We start from the raw sequence: 19,318 nt of genomic DNA on the forward strand, positions 1-19,318 counted from the left end.
AATGGCGCTTCTCGACCTGCAGGGCATGGAGAGTGAGGCTCCCGGTGGCGGCCGTAGCCACTACAGCCGCGGCTGCGGCGGTGGCAGCTGGCTGAGCCTGCTCATCTGCTAAGAGCGATTCCGAAAAGGGCCCGGGACCGGGGTGGATGATTCCCCCGGTCCCGGGCTCACGTATCGGACCGTCCGTGTCGGCTCATGCCGTACGTGACAGGAGAAGGGCCGGGCAGGCGTCCGGCGAACGGTCGGCCGAACGGGTGGACGAGAGGCGGGACGAGCGTGCGCGACGCAGACCGGCTGCTGGCCGGACTCATCCGCGGATCCGGGCGATGGACCGCGCTCCTGGCCGTATCGTCCCTGGCGGGCGCGGTCGCCGAACTGTCCCTTCCGCTCGCGCTCGGCGCCGCCCTCGACAGCGCGCTGGACCGCGACGCGGGCTCCCCGTGGTTCGCTGTCTGCGCCGCGCTCGTCGCGCTGGCCGTGGTGGGCGAGGCGCTGTCCGAACTCGCCTCAGGCGCCGGCAGGGTCGCCGTCGTCGCGGATGTACGGCACCGCCTGGTCCGCCGTATTCTCGGCGCCGGGCCCGCCGCGCCCCGGCACTTCGGCTCCGGCGACCTCGTCGCGCGGGCCACCGGCAACGCCGACGAAACCGGCCACGCCCCGCCCGCCGTGGTCCTGGGCGCCACCGAGGTGATCCCCGCGGCCGGGGCGGCCGTCCTGCTGTTCGTTCTCGACTGGAGGCTCGGCCTCACCTTCCTGATCGGCAGCCTCTGCACCGTGGCGCTGCTCCGCGCCTTCGTCCGGGACGCCTCCGACCTCGTGGCGGCATACCAGCGCGTCCAAGGGACCCTCGCCGGGCTCCTTCTCGAAGCCCTCGCAGGGGCACGCACCATCGCCGCCGCCCGCACACGCACACAGGAGGCCGACCGCGTGCTCGCGGTACTGCCCGGGCTCCGTGCCCACGGGGACGACATGTGGCGCGTGCAACGGGACATCTCCATCAAGACGGCCCTGCTGGGGCCGCTCACCGAGATCGCCGTGCTCGCCGTGGCGGGGTTCTGCCTCGCCCGCGGCGACATCAGCGCGGGGGAGATGGTGGCCGCAGGCCGCTACGCGGTGCTCGCGGGCGGGTTCGGCGCGGTCCTCGGCTACCTGAACCGGCTCGCCCGAGCGCGGGGCGCCGCCGTACGGGTGGCGGAGGTCCTCGCCCATCCCACGGTGGAGTACGGCTCGCGCCGCCTCGACGGGCCGGGCGCCGGAACGCTGGAGTTCCGCGGCGTGGCCGCCGGCGGCGTGCTGCGCGACGTGACCCTGACCGTGACCGGCGGCACCACGCTCGCCCTGGTCGGCGCCCACGGCCCGGAGCTGTCGCTCGTCGCGGCCCTAGCGGGCCGCCTGGCCGACCCCGACGCGGGCCGGGTCACACTCGACGGCGTGCCGCTGCGCGACCTGTCGCGGGAGGCGCTGCGCCGCGCGGTCGGCTACGCCTTCGAACGGCCCGCCCTACTCGGCGGCACGCTGCGCGACGCCATCGCACTCGGCCCGGACGGGCTGCCGGTCGACGAGGCGACCGTGCGCGCGGCGGCGCGGGCGGCACGCGCCGAGGCGTTTGTGGCGAGGCTGCCCGGCGGCTACGACACTCCGGCGCGCGACGCGCCGATGTCCGGCGGCGAGGCGCAGCGGCTCGGCCTGGCCCGGGCCTTCGCACACCCCGGCCGACTACTGATCTTCGACGACGCCACGTCGAGTCTGGACACCGTTACCGAGCTCCAGGTGAGCCAGGCCATCGCCGCCGACCTGCGCGGCCGTACGCGGTTGGTGGTGGCGCGGCGGGCCGCCGCGGCGGCCCGGGCCGACCGCGTGGCCTGGGTGCGGGACGGGCGTATCCACGCCGTGGCCCGGCACCGGGACCTGTGGAGCGACCCCGAGTACCGCGCGGTGTTCACCGGCGAGCCGTGTGGTGATCTTCGCGACGAGGCGCGTGCCGGGCCGCGTGTCGAGCCGCGTGTCGAGCCGCGTGTCGAGTCGGGCGCGCTCCGGGAGGGCCGGTGAGCGGGGTCGCGCTCCTTCTGCGCGTGTCCTACCGCACCGGCCGGCGTCACTATGCGGCGATCGCCCTATGGTCTGTGCTGGAGTCGGCGCCGGCGTTCATCTCCGGGCACGCCGTGGCGCGTGCGCTGGACGAGGGCTTCACACAGGGCAGACCCCTGACCGGTTTCGCCTACCTCGGGCTGTTCGCGGTCGCGGCGGGGCTCAGCGCGTTCGCCCTCGGGCGCATCGTGCCGCGACTCGGCGCGATCGCCGAACCCCTCCGCGACGCCCTCGTGCGCAGGGTCGTCACCGGCACGCTCCACCAGGCCGCCCAAGGCCAGGGGGCCAGACCGGACACGGCGGTCGTCGCCCGGCTGACCCAGCAGGTCGAACTTGTCCGCGACTCCTTCGCCGGTCTCATCATGGTGGTGCGCGACTTCGCCTTCACCATCGCCGGCGTGGTCGCCGGGCTGGTCACACTTCTTCCCGCGGCCGTCCCCCTGGTCGCCGTGCCGGTGCTGGTCGCCGTGGCGCTGTTCGTACGGCTGGTGCTCGTCTTGGCCCGCCGCCAGCGGGCACTGGTGCTCGCCGACGAGGACGTGGCGTCCGAGATCGGCATGGTCGTCGACTCGGTACGCGACATCGTCGCGGCCGGGGCCGAGAACGGCGCGGCCACGCGGGCAGGACGTGTCGTGGACGCCCAGGCCCGCGCCGCCCGGCGCGTCGCCGCGCTGACCTCGGCCGCGACCCTCAGCACCGCGGTGGGCGGCTGGCTGCCGATCGTGCTGCTCTTGTTCGCCGTCCCCGGGCTCTTCGGCGGCGGGGCCACGGCGGGGGAGGTGCTCGGCGCGATGATCTTCGTTCTGTACGGCGTGCAGCCCGCCCTGCGCGGCCTCGTCACGGGCCTCGGCGGCACCGGCCTGCGCTTGGCGGTCACGGCCGACCGGCTCCTCGCCACCACCGCGATCCCCCCGGAGCCGCCGCCCCCGCCCGCACCGGTCCGCCCGCCGCGGCGGGACGACCTGGTGGTCCGCAGGCTGACGTTCGCGTACGGCCCCGCCGCCGAACCCGTCCTGCGCGATCTCGACCTGCGCATCCCCGAGGGCGACCATCTCGCCGTGGTGGGTCCGAGCGGCATCGGCAAGTCGACCTTGGCGGCGCTTCTCGCGGGGCTGCTCACCCCCGGCGGGGGCGAGATCACGCTGGGAGGGAGGCCGCTGGGGGAGTTCGACCCCGACGCTCTGCCCCGCCGCCGGGTGCTGATCCCGCAGGAGGCGTATGTCTTCACCGGCTCTCTGGCGGACAATCTGCGCTACCTGCGGCCGACGGCGAGCGACCGGCGGATGGAGGAGGCGGCGGAGATCGTCGGCCTTGCCGTACCTCAGGGGCTCGCGGAGCGTGTCGAACCGGCGCGCCTTTCGGCGGAGCGCCGCCAGCTCATCGCCCTGACCAGGGCCTATCTGTCACCGGCGGGGATCGTCATTCTGGACGAGGCGACCTGTCACCTCGGCGCCGCGGCGGAGGCGCGTGCCGAGGCCGCCATGGCGGCCCGTCCGGGCACGTTGATCGTCATCGCCCACCGCATGAGCTCGGCCCTGCGCGCCCGCCGGACGCTGGTACTGGACGGCATCTCGGCCGAGGTCGGCGGTCACGCCGACCTGCTGCACAGCTCCCCGTTGTATCGCGACCTCTCCGGGCATTGGAGAGGCTAGCCTCAGATCCATCCCGAATCGGAGGCGATGCGTACTGCGTCGACACGGTTGCGCGCTCCCGTTTTGCACATGATGCGGGATAAGTGATTGCGCACCGTGCCGACCGATAAGAACAGCTGCTCGGCGATCTCGCACGAGCCGGCGCCCTGCGCGGCGATGCGGAGCACGTCCACCTCGCGCCGGGTCAACGGGTTATCGGCCGACTCGAGCGCCGCCACCGCGAGGTCCGAGTCGACGGCGCGGCGGCCCGCGGCGACCCTGCGCACCCCGTCGGCGAGCTCCTCGGGATCGATGTCGAGGCTCATGAAGCCGAGCACGGGCGTGGTGAGGGCCCGGCGGACCTGGCCGGGACTGGGCTGGGCGGACAGCACGAGCACACGGCAGCTCGGGATCTTCTCCTGCAGGCGGACGGCGGCGGTGAGGCCATCTGTGCCGGGGAGGTTCAGGCCGATCACGGCGGCGTCCGGTTCGTGGGTGAGTGCGGCCGGCACGATGTCCTCCGCGCTGGCGACGTCGGCCACCACGTCGAGATCCGGCTCGCATTCCAGGGAACAGACGAGACCTCGTCTCATCAGGGGCAGATGTTCGGCAACCAGAACCCGGATCAAGCTCGCTCCTCTTGCGATCATGCGTCGCAGGGTGATCGAACGACTGCTGACTGTCAACGGAGTGTCTCTTTTTAATAAAGCCTAGGCAAGTCGGTTGTTCATTTGGAGACCTGGAGGTGATCGGACCACGGCACCCAACGGTTAGCCTTGAGGCGGGCACAGTGCCTCCCGATCACGTTTTACCCGCCGGGGGTATACATAGATGAGCTGGCTCTTCGTCGCAGGGATCGTCCTCTTCCTCATCGGGCTGATGGCGTCCATCGCGCTCCACGAGGTCGGCCACCTGGTCCCGGCCAAGATCTTCGGCGTCAGGGTGACGCAATACATGGTGGGTTTCGGCCCCACGATGTGGTCGCGCCGCAAGGGCGAGACGGAATACGGGATCAAATGGATCCCCTTCGGCGGCTACATCCGGATGATCGGAATGCTTCCGCCGCGCCCGAGCGACGACCCCGCCAAACTGCGCAACGTCTCCACCGGCCCCTGGCAGGGCATGATCGACACGGCGCGCGAGGTCTCGCTGGAGGAGATCCGGCCCGGTGACGAGAACCGCGTCTTCTACCGCAAACCCTGGTGGCAGAAGGTCATCATCATGTTCTCCGGGCCGGCGATGAACTTCGTCCTGGCCTTCATCCTCTTCGCGGTCGTGCTCATGGGGTTCGGCGTTGAGGTGACCAAGACCGTCATCGGTGAGGTCAACCAGTGCGTGGTCCCCGCCAACGCCCAGGCGCGCGAGTGCACTCCGGCCGACCAGCGCACCCCGGCCGCCATCGCCGGGCTCAAGGCGGGCGACCGCATCGTCGCCTTCCAGAACAAGCCCGTCACGAAGTGGGAGGACGCCCAGCGCGCGATCCGCGCCCACGGCGCGGGCCCCGCGGTCGTGCGCATCGAGCGGGACGGCCGCCAGATGGACGTCGACATCACGCTGATCGCCCAGCAGGTCCGCTCGCTCGACGACCCCAACAAGATCGAGACGGCGGGCTTCCTCGGGCTCAAGCCCGAGATCGCCGTCGAACGGCAGGGCATCGGGGCCGTGGCCGTGCACATGTGGGACCTCACCTCCCGGACCGCCGAGTCGATCGTGCGCCTACCCGAGAAGATGGTGGGGGTGTGGGAGGCCGCCTTCTCCGGCGAGGAGCGCGACCGCAACGGCCCCATCGGCATCCTCGGCGCGGGCCGCATCGGCGGTGAGATCGCCTCGGCGCCGGCGCCCGTGGAGTCCAAGCTCTCGGCCTTCGTCACGCTGCTCGCGGGGTTCAACCTGGCCATCGGGCTGTTCAACCTGATCCCGCTGCTCCCCCTCGACGGCGGGCACATCGCGGGCGGCCTCTGGGAGGGGCTCAAGCGCGCCTACGCGCGTGTCCTGCGTCGGCCCGCCCCCGGCTACGTGGACATCGCCAAGGCGCTCCCGCTGACCTACGCGATGGCCTTCGTCATGATCGTGATGGCCGGTCTGCTGATGTACGCCGACCTGGTCAATCCTGTCAGGCTGTTCGGCTGAGCGCGGGGTGGCGGAGCCGTACGCTGACGGTTGTGGAGACTACGGCGGGGGCGGTCATCGACGCCGCCCTGTTCCGCCTGCGCAGGATGTGGGCGCGGCCGCTGCGTCCGCGCAGGATCGGGGACGCGGGGCGCCCGGTCCAGATGTCCAACCTCATGGTGGTGGGCGCCGTCCGGCAACTCGGCCATGAGCTGCCGGAGGTGACCGTCGGCGCGGTGGCCGAATACATGGACGTCGACCCCTCGACCGCGAGCCGGCTCGTCAACGACGCGGTCGGCGCCGGGTTCGTGGACCGGGAGGAGTCGCAGGTCGACGCGCGGCGCGCCCGGCTCGTGCCGAGCGCCGTCGGGCGGCGGGTGCTCGACGCCGTCTCGCGCTACCGGCGGCAGCATGTCGACGGGTTGCTCGCCGACTGGTCGGAGGAGGACAGGGAGCGGTTCGCGACGCTGCTGGCGAGGTTCGCGGAGACGTCCGCCGCGCGGCCCCCCGACCTCGACCGCCTCGATGCGGTGATCACCGAGGCGCTGTCCGGTGAGGGGGACCGCGCGAGCGAATAATGCGGTCGCGCCGTGCTTTGGGGTGAATTGGCCAATATGTGGCGCTATTCCGAATCGTGTTGGGGAATGTCCACTTTTGCGGGAATTGCGTAGAAGATTGTGAATTCGCCTTATGGAAGGCCGCACTTCAGGGGGAGCATTGTGAGCCAGTCACTGCAGGATGGAGTCCTCGCTCAATTCGGTGAGCGCGGACTCCGGCAGATCGCCGTGCTGCCCGGCGCCGACGCCCCGTCGGCGACCGAAGCGGTCACGGCGTCCCTCGGCACGCTCGTGGGAGGCGTGGGGGACATGGCCCACAACACCGCCGACCCCGAAGGCGCGAGCGCGCCGCGGCGCGTCCTCACCGGCCGCCTCGACCGCGCCCTCGGCGGGCGTGGCACCGTGGCGGCGGCGCAGAAGATCCCGCAGGCCCACGGGTCGAGGTCCGGAGACATGCCGAGGGTGCCGATGGCGCCGGCTCCCCTGGTCATGTCGACGCTCGTCCGCCGCGCCGCGGAGCGTGACACCGACGCCGGGACGATCGCCCGAGATCTCGGGCGGCAGCCGCCCGTCGCCGGTGCCGCACCTCGCCGAAGAGCCGGTGAGGGCGCCCTCCGGGGCCCTTCGCCCGAGGCCGAACGGCCGCCCGACGCGGTGAGCGCGTCCACCCCGGCCCGGTGAAGCCACCGGCAGGCGTCTCCCGGTGCGGTTCCCCGCCGGTAGGAGGCGCCTGACCGGTCGCCCTGGGTCTCGTGGTCCCCAGGCAGGCGGGAGTAAGCCGGACGCCGTGTACGGCGAGCGCCGGCTGGGTGGGACCCGGGCGCCCGAGGGCAGCGGTCGCCGACTGTGAGAGTCGCCGGCGGCCACGTGCCCGTTAGGCTGAGGCGTGCCCGAGATTGTTCTTGCTTCAGCCTCTCCCGCCCGCCTGGCCTTGCTGCGCAGCGCGGGCCTCGACCCCAAAGTGATCGTCAGCGGCGTCGATGAGGACGCGGTCAGCGCGCCCACGCCGAACGACCTGTGCCTGGCCCTCGCACGCGCCAAGGCGCGGGCCGTCGCCCGCGACATCGCCGCCGGGCTGGTGATCGGATGCGACTCCGTGCTCGCCCTGGACGGCAGGCCGTACGGCAAGCCCGCCTCGGCCGAGGAGGCCGTGGCCCGCTGGCGGGCGATGCGGGGGAAGACCGGCCACCTGCTGACCGGGCACTGCGTCATCGAGGCGGCCACCGGGCGGGAGGAGGCCGCCGTGGGGTCGACGGCGGTCAGGTTCGGCGAACCGACGGATGCTGATATCTCGGCCTACGTCGCGAGTGGAGAGCCTCTGCGGGTCGCCGGTGCCTTCACCCTCGACGGGCTGGGCGGATGGTTCGTCGAAGGCATCGACGGCGACCACGGCAATGTGCTCGGGATCTCGCTTCCTCTGCTGCGCCGGCTCTTCGGCGCCCTCGGATACACCGTGCCGACGCTGTGGCACGCGGAGACCGTTTGAGCATTAGCCTTCCGGACATGGGTCATCTGCGCGCGTTCATCGGCGGCATCGGATATTTCTTTCAGGGCGTCGGATGGGTCGCCCGCCACCCGAGGTGGTGGCTGTTCGGGCTCATCCCCGCCCTCGTCGCATCGGTCTTCTACGTGTTCGCGCTGATCTACCTGGTCACCAGGTCCGTCGACATCGCCGCCTTCCTGACGCCCTTCGCCGACGGCTGGAGTGAGGGCGTCCGAAGCGGCACGAGGGCCGTCCTGGCCGTCGTCGTGGTCGTGGCGGGTCTCGGCCTGGCCATGGTGACCTTCGTGACCGTGACCCTGGTGATAGGCGAGCCCTTCTACGAGAAGCTGTCGGAGAAGGTGGACGAGTCCTTCGGCGCGGTTGCCGAGAGCGACGACACCCCATGGTGGCGGGCCCTTCCCCGGTCGATCGCCGACGGTTTGATCACGCTTGGCTACGTGTTGATGTTCACGGTTCCGCTGTTCTTCATGGGGTTCATCCCCATAGTCGGGCAGACCGTGATCCCCGTGCTCGCGGCGCTGGTCAGCGGATACTTCCTCACCGTGGAGCTCACGACCGTGTCGCTGGAGCGCCGGGGAATGGTGAGGAAGGAGCGCTTCCGCGTGCTGAAGTCCAGCAGAAGCTCGGCGCTCGGCTTTGGAGTCGCGGCCTTTGTGGCCTTCATCGTCCCGATCGTCTCCGTAGTCGCCATGCCCGCGGCGGTCGCGGGGGCGGCCGTCATGGTGCGCACCCGGATGCTGCCCGCCCATCGGGCCGCCCCCGAGTCGTCCACAGATTACTCGCTGTCCACAGAACGTCGCTCGGTGTAACGGAGGCCGTGGTGGGGGCGGCATGCTTGCCGACCATGACGACCACCACGGCGGCTCCCAGGCTGCTCCTCTCCTCACCCACCGACGTCCTCGTCGCCGTCCCCTACCTCGTGGGGTTCCACCCCGCCGAGAGCCTCGTCGTGATCGGGCTCACCGGCACGCCGCCCCAGACGCACCTGTGCCTCACCACACGCTGGGACCTGCCACTGCCTCCCGACGGGCTCGGCGCCCTCCTGCCGCTCCTGGAGCGGGAGGGGATCAGTCAGGTCATCGTGGTCGGTTACGGACCCGGCGCACTGGTCACCCCGGCCGTCGACGCCATGCGCGAGCTCGCCCGCACCGCGGGCATCGCCGTGTGCGATGCCCTGCGCACCGAAGGGCGTCGCTACTGGTCCTATATCTGCGAGACGGCCGAGTGCTGTCCCGTCGACGGCACCCCGTTCGACCCCACGGTGAGCTCGGTCGCCGCCCACGCAACCGTCGGCGGGCTCGTGGCGCTGCCCGACCGGGCGACGCTGGAGCGGTCGATCACCGGCGAGATCGACCCGGTCGCCCGCGCCGCCATGCGCGAGACCACCGCGTCGATCACGGCGGAGCTGCGCGGCCGCCTGGCCACCCACCCTCGGCCCGACGAGTTCGCGGCCGAGTTCGTGGCGGTCGGCCTCGCCAGGGTGCGGTCCGCGATCGGGTCCGCGGGCTCCGGCACCCCACTCGACGACGAGGAGGCCGCACGGCTCGGCCTCGACCTCGCGGTGATCCGCCTCCGAGACGAGGCATGGACCTTGATAGACGACGACACCGAGCAGGCGCACCTCACGCTGTGGAAAGACCTCACCCGCAGGCTTGAGCCCGCATTCGTGCCGCCGGCCGCCTCACTGCTCGCCATGACCGCCTGGCGCAGAGGCGACTGTGCCATGGCGGGCATCGCGCTGGAGCACGCCCTGAGGATCGACCCTGACTACTCGATGGCCAACCTGCTCATGCACGCGCTCTGCCAGATGCTGCCGCCCACGGTCCTCCGCGACCGCATGCCGCGGCCCGAAGACCTCGACAAGGAGATGGGCGCTCCGCGGTTCTCGTGGTTGCTCCCGGTGGTCGAGCTGACCGATCCGGCCAGGCTCGCCTTCCGGCCCGGGGGAGAAACGTGATGGCCGGGCCTCATCCTTGCGGGCATGGGAGCCGTGCGTCCCGGTGGGCCGTCGGCGCCGCGTGCGCCGCATGCCACTTCATTGGAGATGTCAGCCCTTCATTGAACAAGTCAGGTCGACGGAACGGTTGCCATGAAACTGGATGCGAAGGTCACATTCGACACGGTGCTACGGCACTTTCACGAGGCACACCCTCGTGACCGGGAACACGAGTTCAACACCAACGACGACGCCGAAGGCCATCTGAAAAACGCCGACCGACTGCTGGGCACCTGGAACCGGGTGCTGTTCAACCGGCACGACGTTCTCAGCGTGATCCTGCCCTGGCACGAAAGCGAAGGAGGCGAAGGCCCGCTCATTCCCAAGCCGGGCATGCCGGTCGCGGAAGCCGTCGCCCGCGTGCGGGCCCAGGGGGAGGAATACGCCACACTGAACCCCGTCTGCTGGGCCAAACTCCAGTGGCAGGCCACGGCGCCGTTCAGCCCGCTCTACCTGAGCGTCGAGCCTGTGGAGGGCGTGGACTACGAGGAACTCGCCGTCCGGCGGGGGCTCATCCACCTCGACGGCCTGCACAGGATGATCGCCTGGGAACTCTGGGGGCGGCTCTCCGACGACCACACGGTCGAGGCATACCTCGCCGGGGCCCCGGAGAACCCGCCGCCGGCTGGTCCCGCCTCTCCCGCCTCGGACACGGTCACGTAAGTAGCGTGTCGTATGCGGTGGACTGGCTGTTTGCTCGTTACCGACCGGGGTTTCCGATGAGTTGAGATGTGCCAGGGCAGTGTCGCCGGTGCGGCGCAGGGTGGTGCGGGTGACCGTGGTCACGCCTTCACAGGCACAGGGGAGGAACGGACGGTGCCCTGGTCGGTCGGCGGCCGTGAGCTCACGCCGCCGCTGTGTGTGCGGGGCGGTCACGTCGCGTTCTTCGTTGTCCCCCCCGCCCGCACGTGCTGTCGTCAACGCATCATTGTGAGATGTTCAGGCAGGTGACCACGGCATTGTTCGACCCGGAGCGACATTGGGACGGGTCGTTAGTTCAGGAGGCTTTATGGCGGCGACGGAGTTTTAATCCGAAAATCTGTGCCGATTCCCGGTATCCACAGTGTAATAGGTGCCGTGATCAAGACCGATCGAGCATTGATGTGTGCGATCCTTGCAATGGTGATGTTAACGAGCTGTGCAAACGCTACGGGGGGCGGCGTGCCGTCGCCTTCGGCCGAGTCGTCAAAGAGCGGTGAGGCCGCCAAGTCTTTGGAGATTGAACGGGATTCGCTGCCCGATACTCTTCCGGAGACCACGAAGGCATTCTCCAGAGCGCTCGCCAAGCCGCCGGCGCTGGGGGCGGGCTGGAAGTTCGACACCGAGTCCCTGCGCAAGGATGAGTATTTCCAGGATTTCTTGGGCAGTGGGGTGGCCGAGCATTGTCCTGCCGGTAAGCCGCAGTTCACGTGGATGTCCGCCAAGGCGAAGTCGCCGCATTCCGTTGCCGGAAGCTTCTCCGACTCAGAGGAGCGGATCATCAGTGTGGTCGTGTCGCTGGACAGTCCGGCACGCTCGGCAGCGAGGGTGCGGCACCTGCGTCACGCATACGAGCAGTGTCATTCCTTTGTGTACACAACGGAGGGTTTGAAGGTGGCCGAGGGATACGGAATGCAGCCTTCCCCACAGGGAGTTGAGGCGGATGAGGCATTGGCGGTGAACTGGAGCGTCAAGGCCACGGAAAGAGGCCAATCCGATCTCAACTTCTCGGCTGGCCTTGCGCATGCGCGGGCGGGCGGTCTGGTGGTGACGGTCTACACGCACAACTGGCAAGGCGATCTCACCCCCTACCTCAGAACGGCCACCACCGCCGCGCGCAAGGCGCTGGGCCTGTGACGAAGCGCTCGATGCAGCGCGGGGCTCGGAGTGTCATGCCTCCCTGCCGTCACGGCTGCGGTCCACCGCGACCCCCGGAGCATGCTCCTGATGCGCGTCACCCGCCCCTGGGAGACGTGCACGTCGCCGGGTTCGCGGGACGGGCGGGTCCGTGAGGAGCGGAGCGGGTCGCGGTGGCGTGCATCGGTTACTCTCCGAGGGCCGGGGCCGGGTTCGGAGGCACTGATCGGGTTGCGCATGTGTCGGGCGTGCGAACACGCCCCCCGGGATGGAAGGCGGTGTCAGGAGACACGAGGTCAGGCGGTGTGGTGAGCGGAGAAGCCCGTGCCTGCCGTCCCGGGAGTCGTTGTCGTCAGGGTTCTTGTTCTTCGCGCTTCTGGCGTTCGTTGTAGTCGCGCATGCGCTGGGGATAACCGGTGAGCTGGACGTCGTAGACGGGAAGGGCGAGGTCGCGCGCCACCTTGTGGATCACGGAGGGAGCTCCGACCCTGCGGCGCGTCCATTCGCCGTCGTGGGCGACGGCGACGGCTGTCGTGTTGGTGGCGAACGTTTCGGGCTCTACGTAGAACTCGACGCCACGGCGCGACTTGGCGAAGGCGATGAGCGCTTCGATGTCGTCATCCGTGACGGCACGGTCGAACTTGGCAACTCTGGGCCCGCGAAGGCGCCGTATTCCATAGCGATCGCGCCATCTCATGCCACTTGTATACCTCCTTGGCGCCCCCGAAGCGCGGACGCAACTAGTCGGGGTGGACTCAGGGTTTGTCCGGATGGACCGAGCTAGGGTCATTGATAAGTATGAAGCGGGAGATATAAGGCTGACGAAAGGTCTGGATCATCCATGGCAGGCCCGGTACGACCGCATGGCACACCCCCACGGCGCGGCCAACGAGTGACTCCTCATGGAGGTGCGTACCAGTTCCCCGGCTCACCGGTCTCACACTTGGACCTCCGTGTCAGTAACGAGGACCGCAACCAGGTCATCGAACATGTCTCCGTGGCCTACTCCGAGGGCCGGCTGACCAAGGAGGAGTTCGACGACAGGTTGCACCGCGCGGCGACCGCCCGTGTTCACGGAGATCTTGTGCCGATTATGACGGATTTGTACGGCATGTACCCTCCCTTGCGCCAGCCCCCGCCCTTCGCCGCACCACCTCCATACGACGCTCCCGCCCGCGACTCCGGCGACCGCGTCGGTGCGGGTGCCGCCCATCTGCTGCCCTTCCTGGGTTTGATGATCGTGGGCCCGTTGGTCCTCATGGCGACCGCGGGCAGGACCTCGCCCTACATTCGCAAGCATGCTGTCGAGGCGTTGAATTTCCAGCTCACCGTTCTGGGAGCGAGCATCGTTCTCGCCATCACCATTGTCGGTATGGTCGTCGTCCCGTTCGTCTGGCTAGGCGCTTACGTCCTGTCCGCCGTGGCCGGAGTGAGCGCGATGACGGAAGGCCAGTTCCGATACCCGCTGACCGTCCGGCTGGTCAAATAGGCTTTCCCGTTCCGGTGCCGCCTCCGGACCGCGCTCGAGGTGGGGCGGCCTCGACGCGGTGACCGTTCACGCTGGTGAAAGGCGTACGCCTTTTCTCTCCGGTCGGGCCTGCTGAGCTGCGAGAACCGCTGTGCAGCCGTCGGCATGGGCAGGTCCGTGCGGGTGCCTTTCGAAGTGAGCGGTTACTCGGCTGAGGGCCGCGTGCGCCTCAAGGAGCGGGGCTGACCGTTTTCCCGAGAGGCGGGTCACGGCATGAGCGCGCGTACGGTGTCCACGGTGTCGGCTTCGTCGGGGCGTTTGTCGGGGCGGTAGCGGAGAACGCGGGCGAAGCGCAGCGCCATGCCACCGGGATAGCGGGGAGAGCGTTGCACGCCGTCGAAGGCGACCTCCACCACGAGCTCCGGCCGCACGGTGACGACCCAGGAATCGGTGGGGCCGATGGCCAGTTCCAGGAAACGAGCCGTCTGCCACGTGAGCAGCGCGTCGGTAAGGCCCTTGAAGGTCTTGCCCAGCATGACGAATCCGCCGGTCTCAGGGTCGCGTGCGCCCACGTGCAGGTTGGAGAGCTTGCCCTGCCGCCGCCCGTGGCCCCATTCGGCGGCGAGTACGACAAGGTCGAGCGTGTGCCGGGGCTTGACCTTGACCCATCCCGCACCGCGCCGACCCGCCGCGTAAGGACCGGCCAGGGATTTCACGACCACGCCTTCATGGCCGTGCCGTACGGCATCGCGAAAGAACGCCTCGCCCTCCGCGGGAACGTCCGTGACGAGGCGGGGGATGAGAAGTGAGGCCGGGAGCGAGGCTTCGAGGGCGGCGAAGCGCTCGGCGCCGGGCAGGTCGAGGAGGTCGCGGCCGTCGAGGCGCAGAAGGTCGAAGAAGAACGCTGTCAGCGGCGTGGTCGCACGCGCGGAGGCGACATCCGTACGGCTCGCCACGCGTGCTGCGGTCACCTGGAACGGCTCGGGACGGCCGTCGAGGCGGAGGGCGATGGCCTCGCCGTCGAGTACGGCTTCGCGTGCCGGCAGGGTGAGCGCCGCCTCGATGACCTCGGGCACCTGCGAGGTGATCTCGTCGAGTGTCCTGGTGAAGACGGCCACGGTGCCGCCGGACTTGTGCACTTGGATGCGCACGCCGTCGAGCTTCCACTCCAACGCGGCCGGCACGCCGACCTTCGCGAGGGCGGCGGCGACGTCCGCGGCGCTCTGGGCCAGCATGGGGGCCACCGGACGGCCCACTTCAAGGGTGAAACCGCGTAGCGCCTCGACACCGCCGGCGAGGGCCGCCGCACCGACGGCGGGCAGCCAACCGCGCACCGTGAGCGCCCGCCGTACCTCGGCTGCGGGCACCCCGGCGGCCTTGGCCACCGCCTCGATCATCACCCCTTCCAGGGCGCCCTGCCGGAGTTCGCCGTGGAGCAGCCTCAGCAGGAAAGTCTGCTCCTGCCTGGTCACCCCGCCGAGCAGCTCGGCGACGGATGCCTTCTTCGCCGCGTGCGAGCCCGGCCCCACCTGGGCCTTGATCGCCGTCAGGCGTTCGTCCACCTCCGCCAGCGTCGCCGTGGCCACTTGGCGCGGCTCCGGTACATCCTGGAGCGTGCGCCACCCGACCCCGATCTGCCGCTGCGGCAGCTCGCCCGAGAGGTACGCGATGGCGATCTCCGCCTCCGCCGGCGGAACCCGGCCGAGTAACTCAGCGAGATGGCCGATTTTGCCCAGCCGCGCAGACGTGCGGGCGACCATATCCGACACTCTGGCCACGTCGATCAGCAACACCCTGCCATCGTGCCGCAGAGTACATATCACGCGCCCGCGGCACGCTGTACCGGCCGCGAGGCGGCCCGCCGGCCGATCGTGGGGTGGCGGCGGGTGGGCCGCCGCCACCGGGGCTCAGGCTACGCCGAGCAGGTCTACGACGAAGATCAGGGTCTCGCCGGGCTTGATGGCCCGGCCGGCGCCGCGGTTGCCGTAGCCGAGGTGGGGCGGGATGACGAGCCGACGGCGGCCGCCGACCTTCATGCCCGCCACGCCCTGGTCCCAGCCTGCGATGACGCGTCCTGCGCCGAGGGGGAACTCGAACGCCTCGCCGCGGTTCCAGGAGGCGTCGAACTCTTCGCCCGTGGAGAAGGAGACGCCGACGTAGTGCACGGTGACGTTGTGACCGGGCTTGGCCTCGGCTCCGTCACCGACGACGATGTCGGTGATCTCCAGCTCGCTGGGCGGGGCGCCCTCGGGAAAATCGATCTCGGGCTTGTCGAGAGCCACGTGGTTCTCCTTGGTCGTCTGATTTTGACCGAACGACTCTACGCCCATCGCCGACCTTCCCTGGTTTCAGACCCTGCGGGTCACCAGCTCTGATGCAAAGGCATCCCCTCGCTGTAGCCGGACGAGCTCTGCACGCCCACGATGGCGCGTTCGTGCAGTTCTTCGAGGTTCGCGGCGCCCGCGTAGGTGCAGGCTGAGCGGAGTCCGGCCACGATGGCGTCGATCTGGTCTTCGACGCTGGGCCGTACCGGGTCGAGGTACATCCGGGAGGTGGAGATCCCTTCTTCGAACAGGGCTTTGCGTGCCCGTTCGAAGGGGCTGTCGTCCGCGGTGCGGAACCGTACGGCACGAGCCGACGCCATGCCGTAGTTCTCCTTGTAGCGTCGACCGTTGGCGTCGGTGTGGGCGTCGCCGGGGGATTCGTAGGTGCCGGCGAACCATGAGCCGATCATGACGTTGGCGGCGCCTGCGGCGAGGGCGAGCGCGACGTCGCGGGGGTGGCGGACGCCGCCGTCGGCCCACACGTGGCGTCCGAGGCGGCGGGCTTCGGTGGAGCATTCGAGCACGGCGGAGAATTGGGGGCGTCCCACGCCGGTCATCATCCGCGTGGTGCACATGGCGCCGGGGCCGACGCCCACTTTGACGATGTCGGCTCCGGCTTCGATGAGGTCGCGGGTGCCGGAGGCGGTGACGACGTTGCCGGCGGCGACCGGGATGCCGGGGTCGAGGGCTCTGACGGCCTTCAGAGCGGAGATCATCTTCTCTTGGTGGCCGTGCGCGGTGTCGACGACGAGTACGTCGATTCCGGCTTCGACGAGTTCTTTGGCCTTGGCGGCGACGTCGCCGTTGACGCCGACGGCGGCGGCGATGCGCAGTCGCCCTTGAGCATCCACGGCTGGTTGATACAGGGTCGCCCGGAGTGCCCCGGTTCTGGTGAGGATGCCGACGAGGCGCCCGTCGCCATCGACCACGGGGGCGAGCCGGTGGCGGCCTTCGTGGAGGCTGTCGAAGGCGGCCCGCGGGTCGAGTCCGGTGGGCAGTGTGAGGAGGGAGGCCGACATGACCTGGGAGAGCTGGGTGAACATGTCGACTCCGTGGCAGTCTGCCTCGGTGACGACTCCGACGGGCCGGTTGTCCCAGTCGACGATGATGACAGCACCATGGGCGCGCTTGGGCAGGAGGTTGAGCGCGTCTCCGACGGTGTCGTGGGGGGTGAGGGTGATCGGCGTATCGTGTAGGAGATGACGCTTCTTGACCCATTCCACGACGTCGGTAATGACATCGATGGGAATGTCCTGTGGTATCACGGTGATGCCACCGCGCCTGGCGATGGTTTCGGCCATGCGCCGTCCCGCGACGGCGGTCATGTTGGCGACCACGATCGGGATGGTGGTGCCGCTGCCGTCGTCGGTGGACAGGTCTACCGAGAGCCGTGAGCCCAGTGCCGACCGCGACGGCACCATGAAAACGTCACTGTACGTCAGGTCGTGTGTAGGCTCGAGCCCATTAAGAAATCTCACGTTTCTCCACCTTATGTGGTGAATGGTCAAGAAGGAGAGTTCCCTCTCCCGGCAAAGGTCAAGACGGCGGCCTTATGATCCGTTCGTCATCCGCGCCGGGGGCGCGGAGGCTGGGCGACTTCCATTCCGGTACGGCGATGGCCTGATCACGGCGGTGAGGTGCCTGGCCCGGAGCGGGACCGGCCAGGGGTTCGGGCGGTTCGAGCACGGCCGGGATTCGCCTTCCGAGTGGCGTGCGCTCTGGTCGGGTGGCGAGGAAAGTAGGGACATTGATGGGCGAACCTATGAAAATCATCGAGCGGCCGGAACTGCTCGTGGTGGGCTATGCCATACGCACGTCGAATCCGGAGGAAATGGACCCTGCGCTGGCCAGATTGCCGGGATTGTGGCGCCGGGCCGGCGCGCCCGGGGCTTTCGCGCATGTGCCGGGGCGCGTGGACGAGAACCTCTACGCGGTGCTCACGGACTACGAGAGCAATCACCACGGCTCGTATACACAGGTGGTGGGAGTGGCGGTGCGCAGCGCCGCGGCCATTCCCGAGGGCATGGTGGCCGTCCGGGCGCCTCGTGTGTCGTCCATGCTGGTCGAGGCCAGGGGGCCGATGCCGCAGGCGATCCGGGAGGCGTGGCAGCGGATCTGGAAGCACACCGAGTCCGGGGGCGTGCCGCCCCGGGCCTTCACGACGGATGTGGAGATCCACCACCCCGAGGGCGCCGACCTCTACATCGCGACCCTCCCGATGAGGTCCTGAGGTCCCGGCGCCTGGCGGTTCACGGACCGGTCAGGCCAGCACCCCCGCTGCGCGGAGCCGTTCGGCCTCCTGCGCGGACACGCCCCACGAGGTCAGGTCGGACAGCCGGGTGGCCGGGGCGAGGTCCGGGGCGGGGGTGCCGAGCAGCCGCGGGGCGGGGGCGGGCTGGGTGACCCCCTCCACGGTCACGAAGGAGTTCCTTGCCCTGCTGTGGGGATGCCCGGGAGCCTCGTGCATCTCCAGAACCGGGAAGACGCAGGCGTCGGAGTCGGCGAAGACCTCCTCCCATTCGGCTCTGGTCTTCGTCGCGAAGGCCGCGGCGAGGCGCTCGCGCAACGCGGGCCAGGCGGACCGGTCGTCGCGGTCGGGCAGGTCGGTGAGCCCCATCAGCTCGACCGCCTCCGCCCAGAACTGCGGTTCGAGGGCCGCGACCGCGACATAGGCGCTGTCCTTGGTCGTATAGGTGTCGTAGATCGGGGCGCCGGTGTCGAGCAGGTTCGTGCCGCGCGGTCCCCACCCTTCGGAGGCCGGGCCGCGGTAGAACATCGCGAACAGCAGGGCCGCCCCGTCGGTCATGGCCGCGTCGACCACGCGTCCCCGCCCGGTGCGGGTCCGCTCGAACAGGGCGAGCACGATGCCGTGGGCGAGCATGAGCCCGCCTCCGGCGAAGTCGCCGAGGATGTTGAGGGGGGCGGTCGGCTTCTCGCCCTCGCGCCCGAGGGTGGACAGCACGCCGGAGACGGCGAGGTAGTTGAGGTCGTGGCCGGCGGTGTGGGCGAGCGGCCCCTCCTGCCCCCATCCGGTCAGGCGGCCGTAGACGAGGCCCGGGTTGACGGCGTGGAGGTCGTCGGGTCCGATGCCGAGCCGCTCGGCGACACCTGGACGGAACACCTCGATGACCACATCCGCGCGTGCCGCCAGTTCCTTGAACACCGCGGCGCCCTCGGGCGACTTCAGATCCAGGCCGATGGTGCGTTTTCCGCGGTCCATCACGTCGCGGCGGGGAGTGTCTCCGGCCGCGAGTACGGCGGGCACGCGGTCCACGCGCAGGACCTCGGCACCGTGGTCGGCGAGCATCATGCCGGCGAACGGCCCGGGGGCCAGCCCGGCCAGCTCCAGAACCCTGACGCCCGCCAGTGGGCCCGTGTGGGGGTCGTCGCTCGGTCGGTTCATGGGCCCTCCCCGGTCTTCAGGCGTCGGTCTTCAGGCGTCGGCCTCGCTCTTCGCGTCCGCGGTTCGCCTGTGGAACCATCTTCGGTCCTGGCGCGCCCGCATAGTGCGAGGCGAGGGCGGGGCGCCGGTGGGGGGTCGGCCGTGCTCCGTCCGGCGGCAGGTTCGACTCCCGCGTCCGCGTCGGGAGCCGAGTGAGGCAGGGGATCTGCGAGGAATGTCCTGATCAGAGTGGCACACATATCGATCTTCCTGAAGCGTCCACTGCGAGCACTGCACGCAACGGTCGCCAGTATGGGAAACTTGCGCACGATTGGTAGGGATCTAGGGCGTGTTCTTGAAGATCCGAGGGATGCGACCTTGGGAGAGAGCGTCTTCCCCGGGCGACCCGCCGTCTTCGCTCGG

19 protein-coding genes are annotated in these 19,318 nt (G+C 69.8%); 13 read left to right on the forward strand and 6 right to left on the reverse strand.

Features of this window, described 5'->3' with window-relative positions; translation table 11 throughout:
• The first annotated feature begins 1 nt into the window (after position 1).
• From BLQ73_RS34915 to BLQ73_RS04190, 3 genes are all read left to right on the forward strand, one after another.
• Positions 2 to 112, forward strand: a complete 111-nt coding sequence (locus tag BLQ73_RS34915; protein WP_094029608.1) for a SapB/AmfS family lanthipeptide — start codon at positions 2 to 4, stop codon at positions 110 to 112.
• 164 nt (positions 113 to 276) lie between these two features.
• The gene (locus tag BLQ73_RS04185) at positions 277 to 2,049 is read left to right on the forward strand and encodes an ATP-binding cassette domain-containing protein (protein ID WP_093168389.1); all 1,773 of its coding nucleotides are present in this window, start codon (positions 277 to 279) and stop codon (positions 2,047 to 2,049) included.
• Positions 2,046 to 3,740 (forward strand): ATP-binding cassette domain-containing protein, encoded by a 1,695-nt coding sequence (locus tag BLQ73_RS04190; RefSeq protein ID WP_218125616.1) that lies wholly within the window; start codon positions 2,046 to 2,048, stop codon positions 3,738 to 3,740. The genes BLQ73_RS04185 and BLQ73_RS04190 overlap by 4 nt, the downstream gene beginning before the upstream one ends.
• Before the next feature lie 2 nt (positions 3,741 to 3,742).
• On the opposite strand, the gene BLQ73_RS04195 is transcribed toward BLQ73_RS04190, so the two are convergent.
• Entirely contained in the window at positions 3,743 to 4,348 is a 606-nt protein-coding gene (locus BLQ73_RS04195; RefSeq protein WP_093168391.1) for a response regulator transcription factor, read from the reverse strand.
• A gap of 202 nt (positions 4,349 to 4,550) precedes the next feature.
• Here BLQ73_RS04195 and BLQ73_RS04200 point away from each other — a divergent pair, with 202 nt between their 5' ends.
• The 8 genes from BLQ73_RS04200 to BLQ73_RS04235 all read left to right on the forward strand — a co-directional run bounded on the left by BLQ73_RS04200 (position 4,551) and on the right by BLQ73_RS04235 (position 11,721).
• Entirely contained in the window at positions 4,551 to 5,849 is a 1,299-nt protein-coding gene (locus BLQ73_RS04200) for a M50 family metallopeptidase (protein WP_093168393.1), read from the forward strand.
• A 32-nt stretch (positions 5,850 to 5,881) separates the two neighbouring features.
• The gene (locus tag BLQ73_RS04205) at positions 5,882 to 6,406 is read left to right on the forward strand and encodes a MarR family winged helix-turn-helix transcriptional regulator (protein ID WP_093168395.1); all 525 of its coding nucleotides are present in this window, start codon (positions 5,882 to 5,884) and stop codon (positions 6,404 to 6,406) included.
• Between the two features lie 141 nt (positions 6,407 to 6,547).
• The gene (locus tag BLQ73_RS04210; RefSeq protein WP_093168397.1) at positions 6,548 to 7,066 is read left to right on the forward strand and encodes a DUF937 domain-containing protein; all 519 of its coding nucleotides are present in this window, start codon (positions 6,548 to 6,550) and stop codon (positions 7,064 to 7,066) included.
• Positions 7,067 to 7,271: 205 nt separating this feature from the next.
• The gene (locus BLQ73_RS04215; protein WP_093168399.1) at positions 7,272 to 7,871 is read left to right on the forward strand and encodes a Maf family protein; all 600 of its coding nucleotides are present in this window, start codon (positions 7,272 to 7,274) and stop codon (positions 7,869 to 7,871) included.
• Positions 7,872 to 7,888: 17 nt separating this feature from the next.
• A complete protein-coding gene (locus tag BLQ73_RS04220) occupies positions 7,889 to 8,698 on the forward strand; it encodes an EI24 domain-containing protein (RefSeq protein WP_093168401.1) in 810 nt (269 codons plus the stop codon).
• A 35-nt stretch (positions 8,699 to 8,733) separates the two neighbouring features.
• Positions 8,734 to 9,846: a DUF4192 domain-containing protein gene (locus BLQ73_RS04225; protein ID WP_093168403.1), complete on the forward strand. Its 1,113-nt coding sequence runs from the start codon at positions 8,734 to 8,736 to the stop codon at positions 9,844 to 9,846.
• 132 nt (positions 9,847 to 9,978) lie between these two features.
• Positions 9,979 to 10,548: a DUF6309 family protein gene (locus BLQ73_RS04230; RefSeq protein WP_093168404.1), complete on the forward strand. Its 570-nt coding sequence runs from the start codon at positions 9,979 to 9,981 to the stop codon at positions 10,546 to 10,548.
• Between the two features lie 414 nt (positions 10,549 to 10,962).
• Positions 10,963 to 11,721 carry a hypothetical protein gene (locus BLQ73_RS04235; protein WP_143020115.1) on the forward strand — a complete coding sequence of 253 codons (759 nt, stop codon included), beginning with the start codon at positions 10,963 to 10,965 and terminating at the stop codon, positions 11,719 to 11,721.
• A gap of 352 nt (positions 11,722 to 12,073) precedes the next feature.
• On the opposite strand, the gene BLQ73_RS04240 is transcribed toward BLQ73_RS04235, so the two are convergent.
• The gene (locus BLQ73_RS04240) at positions 12,074 to 12,418 is read right to left on the reverse strand and encodes a hypothetical protein (RefSeq protein WP_093168408.1); all 345 of its coding nucleotides are present in this window, start codon (positions 12,416 to 12,418) and stop codon (positions 12,074 to 12,076) included.
• A gap of 246 nt (positions 12,419 to 12,664) precedes the next feature.
• On the opposite strand from BLQ73_RS04240, the gene BLQ73_RS04245 reads away from it, so the two are divergent.
• Positions 12,665 to 13,210: a DUF1707 and DUF4870 domain-containing protein gene (locus BLQ73_RS04245; RefSeq protein WP_245690783.1), complete on the forward strand. Its 546-nt coding sequence runs from the start codon at positions 12,665 to 12,667 to the stop codon at positions 13,208 to 13,210.
• Positions 13,211 to 13,455: 245 nt separating this feature from the next.
• Here the strand turns inward: BLQ73_RS04245 and BLQ73_RS04250 are convergent, their stop codons facing one another.
• The 3 genes from BLQ73_RS04250 to BLQ73_RS04260 all read right to left on the reverse strand — a co-directional run bounded on the left by BLQ73_RS04250 (position 13,456) and on the right by BLQ73_RS04260 (position 16,991).
• A complete protein-coding gene (locus tag BLQ73_RS04250; protein WP_093168411.1) occupies positions 13,456 to 14,982 on the reverse strand; it encodes an ATP-dependent DNA ligase in 1,527 nt (508 codons plus the stop codon).
• A 114-nt stretch (positions 14,983 to 15,096) separates the two neighbouring features.
• Positions 15,097 to 15,471, reverse strand: a complete 375-nt coding sequence (locus BLQ73_RS04255) for an FKBP-type peptidyl-prolyl cis-trans isomerase (RefSeq protein ID WP_093168413.1) — start codon at positions 15,469 to 15,471, stop codon at positions 15,097 to 15,099.
• A gap of 80 nt (positions 15,472 to 15,551) precedes the next feature.
• Positions 15,552 to 16,991, reverse strand: a complete 1,440-nt coding sequence (locus tag BLQ73_RS04260) for a GuaB1 family IMP dehydrogenase-related protein (RefSeq protein ID WP_093168415.1) — start codon at positions 16,989 to 16,991, stop codon at positions 15,552 to 15,554.
• A 284-nt stretch (positions 16,992 to 17,275) separates the two neighbouring features.
• Here BLQ73_RS04260 and BLQ73_RS04265 point away from each other — a divergent pair, with 284 nt between their 5' ends.
• Positions 17,276 to 17,743 (forward strand): GyrI-like domain-containing protein, encoded by a 468-nt coding sequence (locus BLQ73_RS04265; RefSeq protein WP_093168417.1) that lies wholly within the window; start codon positions 17,276 to 17,278, stop codon positions 17,741 to 17,743.
• Positions 17,744 to 17,773: 30 nt separating this feature from the next.
• Here the strand turns inward: BLQ73_RS04265 and BLQ73_RS04270 are convergent, their stop codons facing one another.
• Positions 17,774 to 18,916 carry a CaiB/BaiF CoA transferase family protein gene (locus BLQ73_RS04270; RefSeq protein WP_093168419.1) on the reverse strand — a complete coding sequence of 381 codons (1,143 nt, stop codon included), beginning with the start codon at positions 18,914 to 18,916 and terminating at the stop codon, positions 17,774 to 17,776.
• Between the last annotated feature and the right edge of the window lie 402 nt (positions 18,917 to 19,318).

The organism is Sinosporangium album (genome assembly GCF_900100605.1).
Classification (GTDB): Bacteria; Actinomycetota; Actinomycetes; order Streptosporangiales; family Streptosporangiaceae; genus Sinosporangium; species Sinosporangium album.

Excerpts from the sequence above, each read along its gene's own strand:
- BLQ73_RS04270 (WP_093168419.1), bottom strand. The coding sequence starts at position 18,916 with ATGAACCGACCGAGCGACGACCCCCACACGGGCCCACTGGCGGGCGTC.
- BLQ73_RS04265 (WP_093168417.1), top strand. The coding sequence starts at position 17,276 with ATGAAAATCATCGAGCGGCCGGAACTGCTCGTGGTGGGCTATGCCATA.
- BLQ73_RS34915 (WP_094029608.1), top strand. The coding sequence starts at position 2 with ATGGCGCTTCTCGACCTGCAGGGCATGGAGAGTGAGGCTCCCGGTGGC.
- BLQ73_RS04230 (WP_093168404.1), top strand. The coding sequence starts at position 9,979 with ATGAAACTGGATGCGAAGGTCACATTCGACACGGTGCTACGGCACTTT.
- BLQ73_RS04225 (WP_093168403.1), top strand. The coding sequence starts at position 8,734 with ATGACGACCACCACGGCGGCTCCCAGGCTGCTCCTCTCCTCACCCACC.
- BLQ73_RS04200 (WP_093168393.1), top strand. The coding sequence starts at position 4,551 with ATGAGCTGGCTCTTCGTCGCAGGGATCGTCCTCTTCCTCATCGGGCTG.
- BLQ73_RS04240 (WP_093168408.1), bottom strand. The coding sequence starts at position 12,418 with ATGAGATGGCGCGATCGCTATGGAATACGGCGCCTTCGCGGGCCCAGA.
- BLQ73_RS04220 (WP_093168401.1), top strand. The coding sequence starts at position 7,889 with ATGGGTCATCTGCGCGCGTTCATCGGCGGCATCGGATATTTCTTTCAG.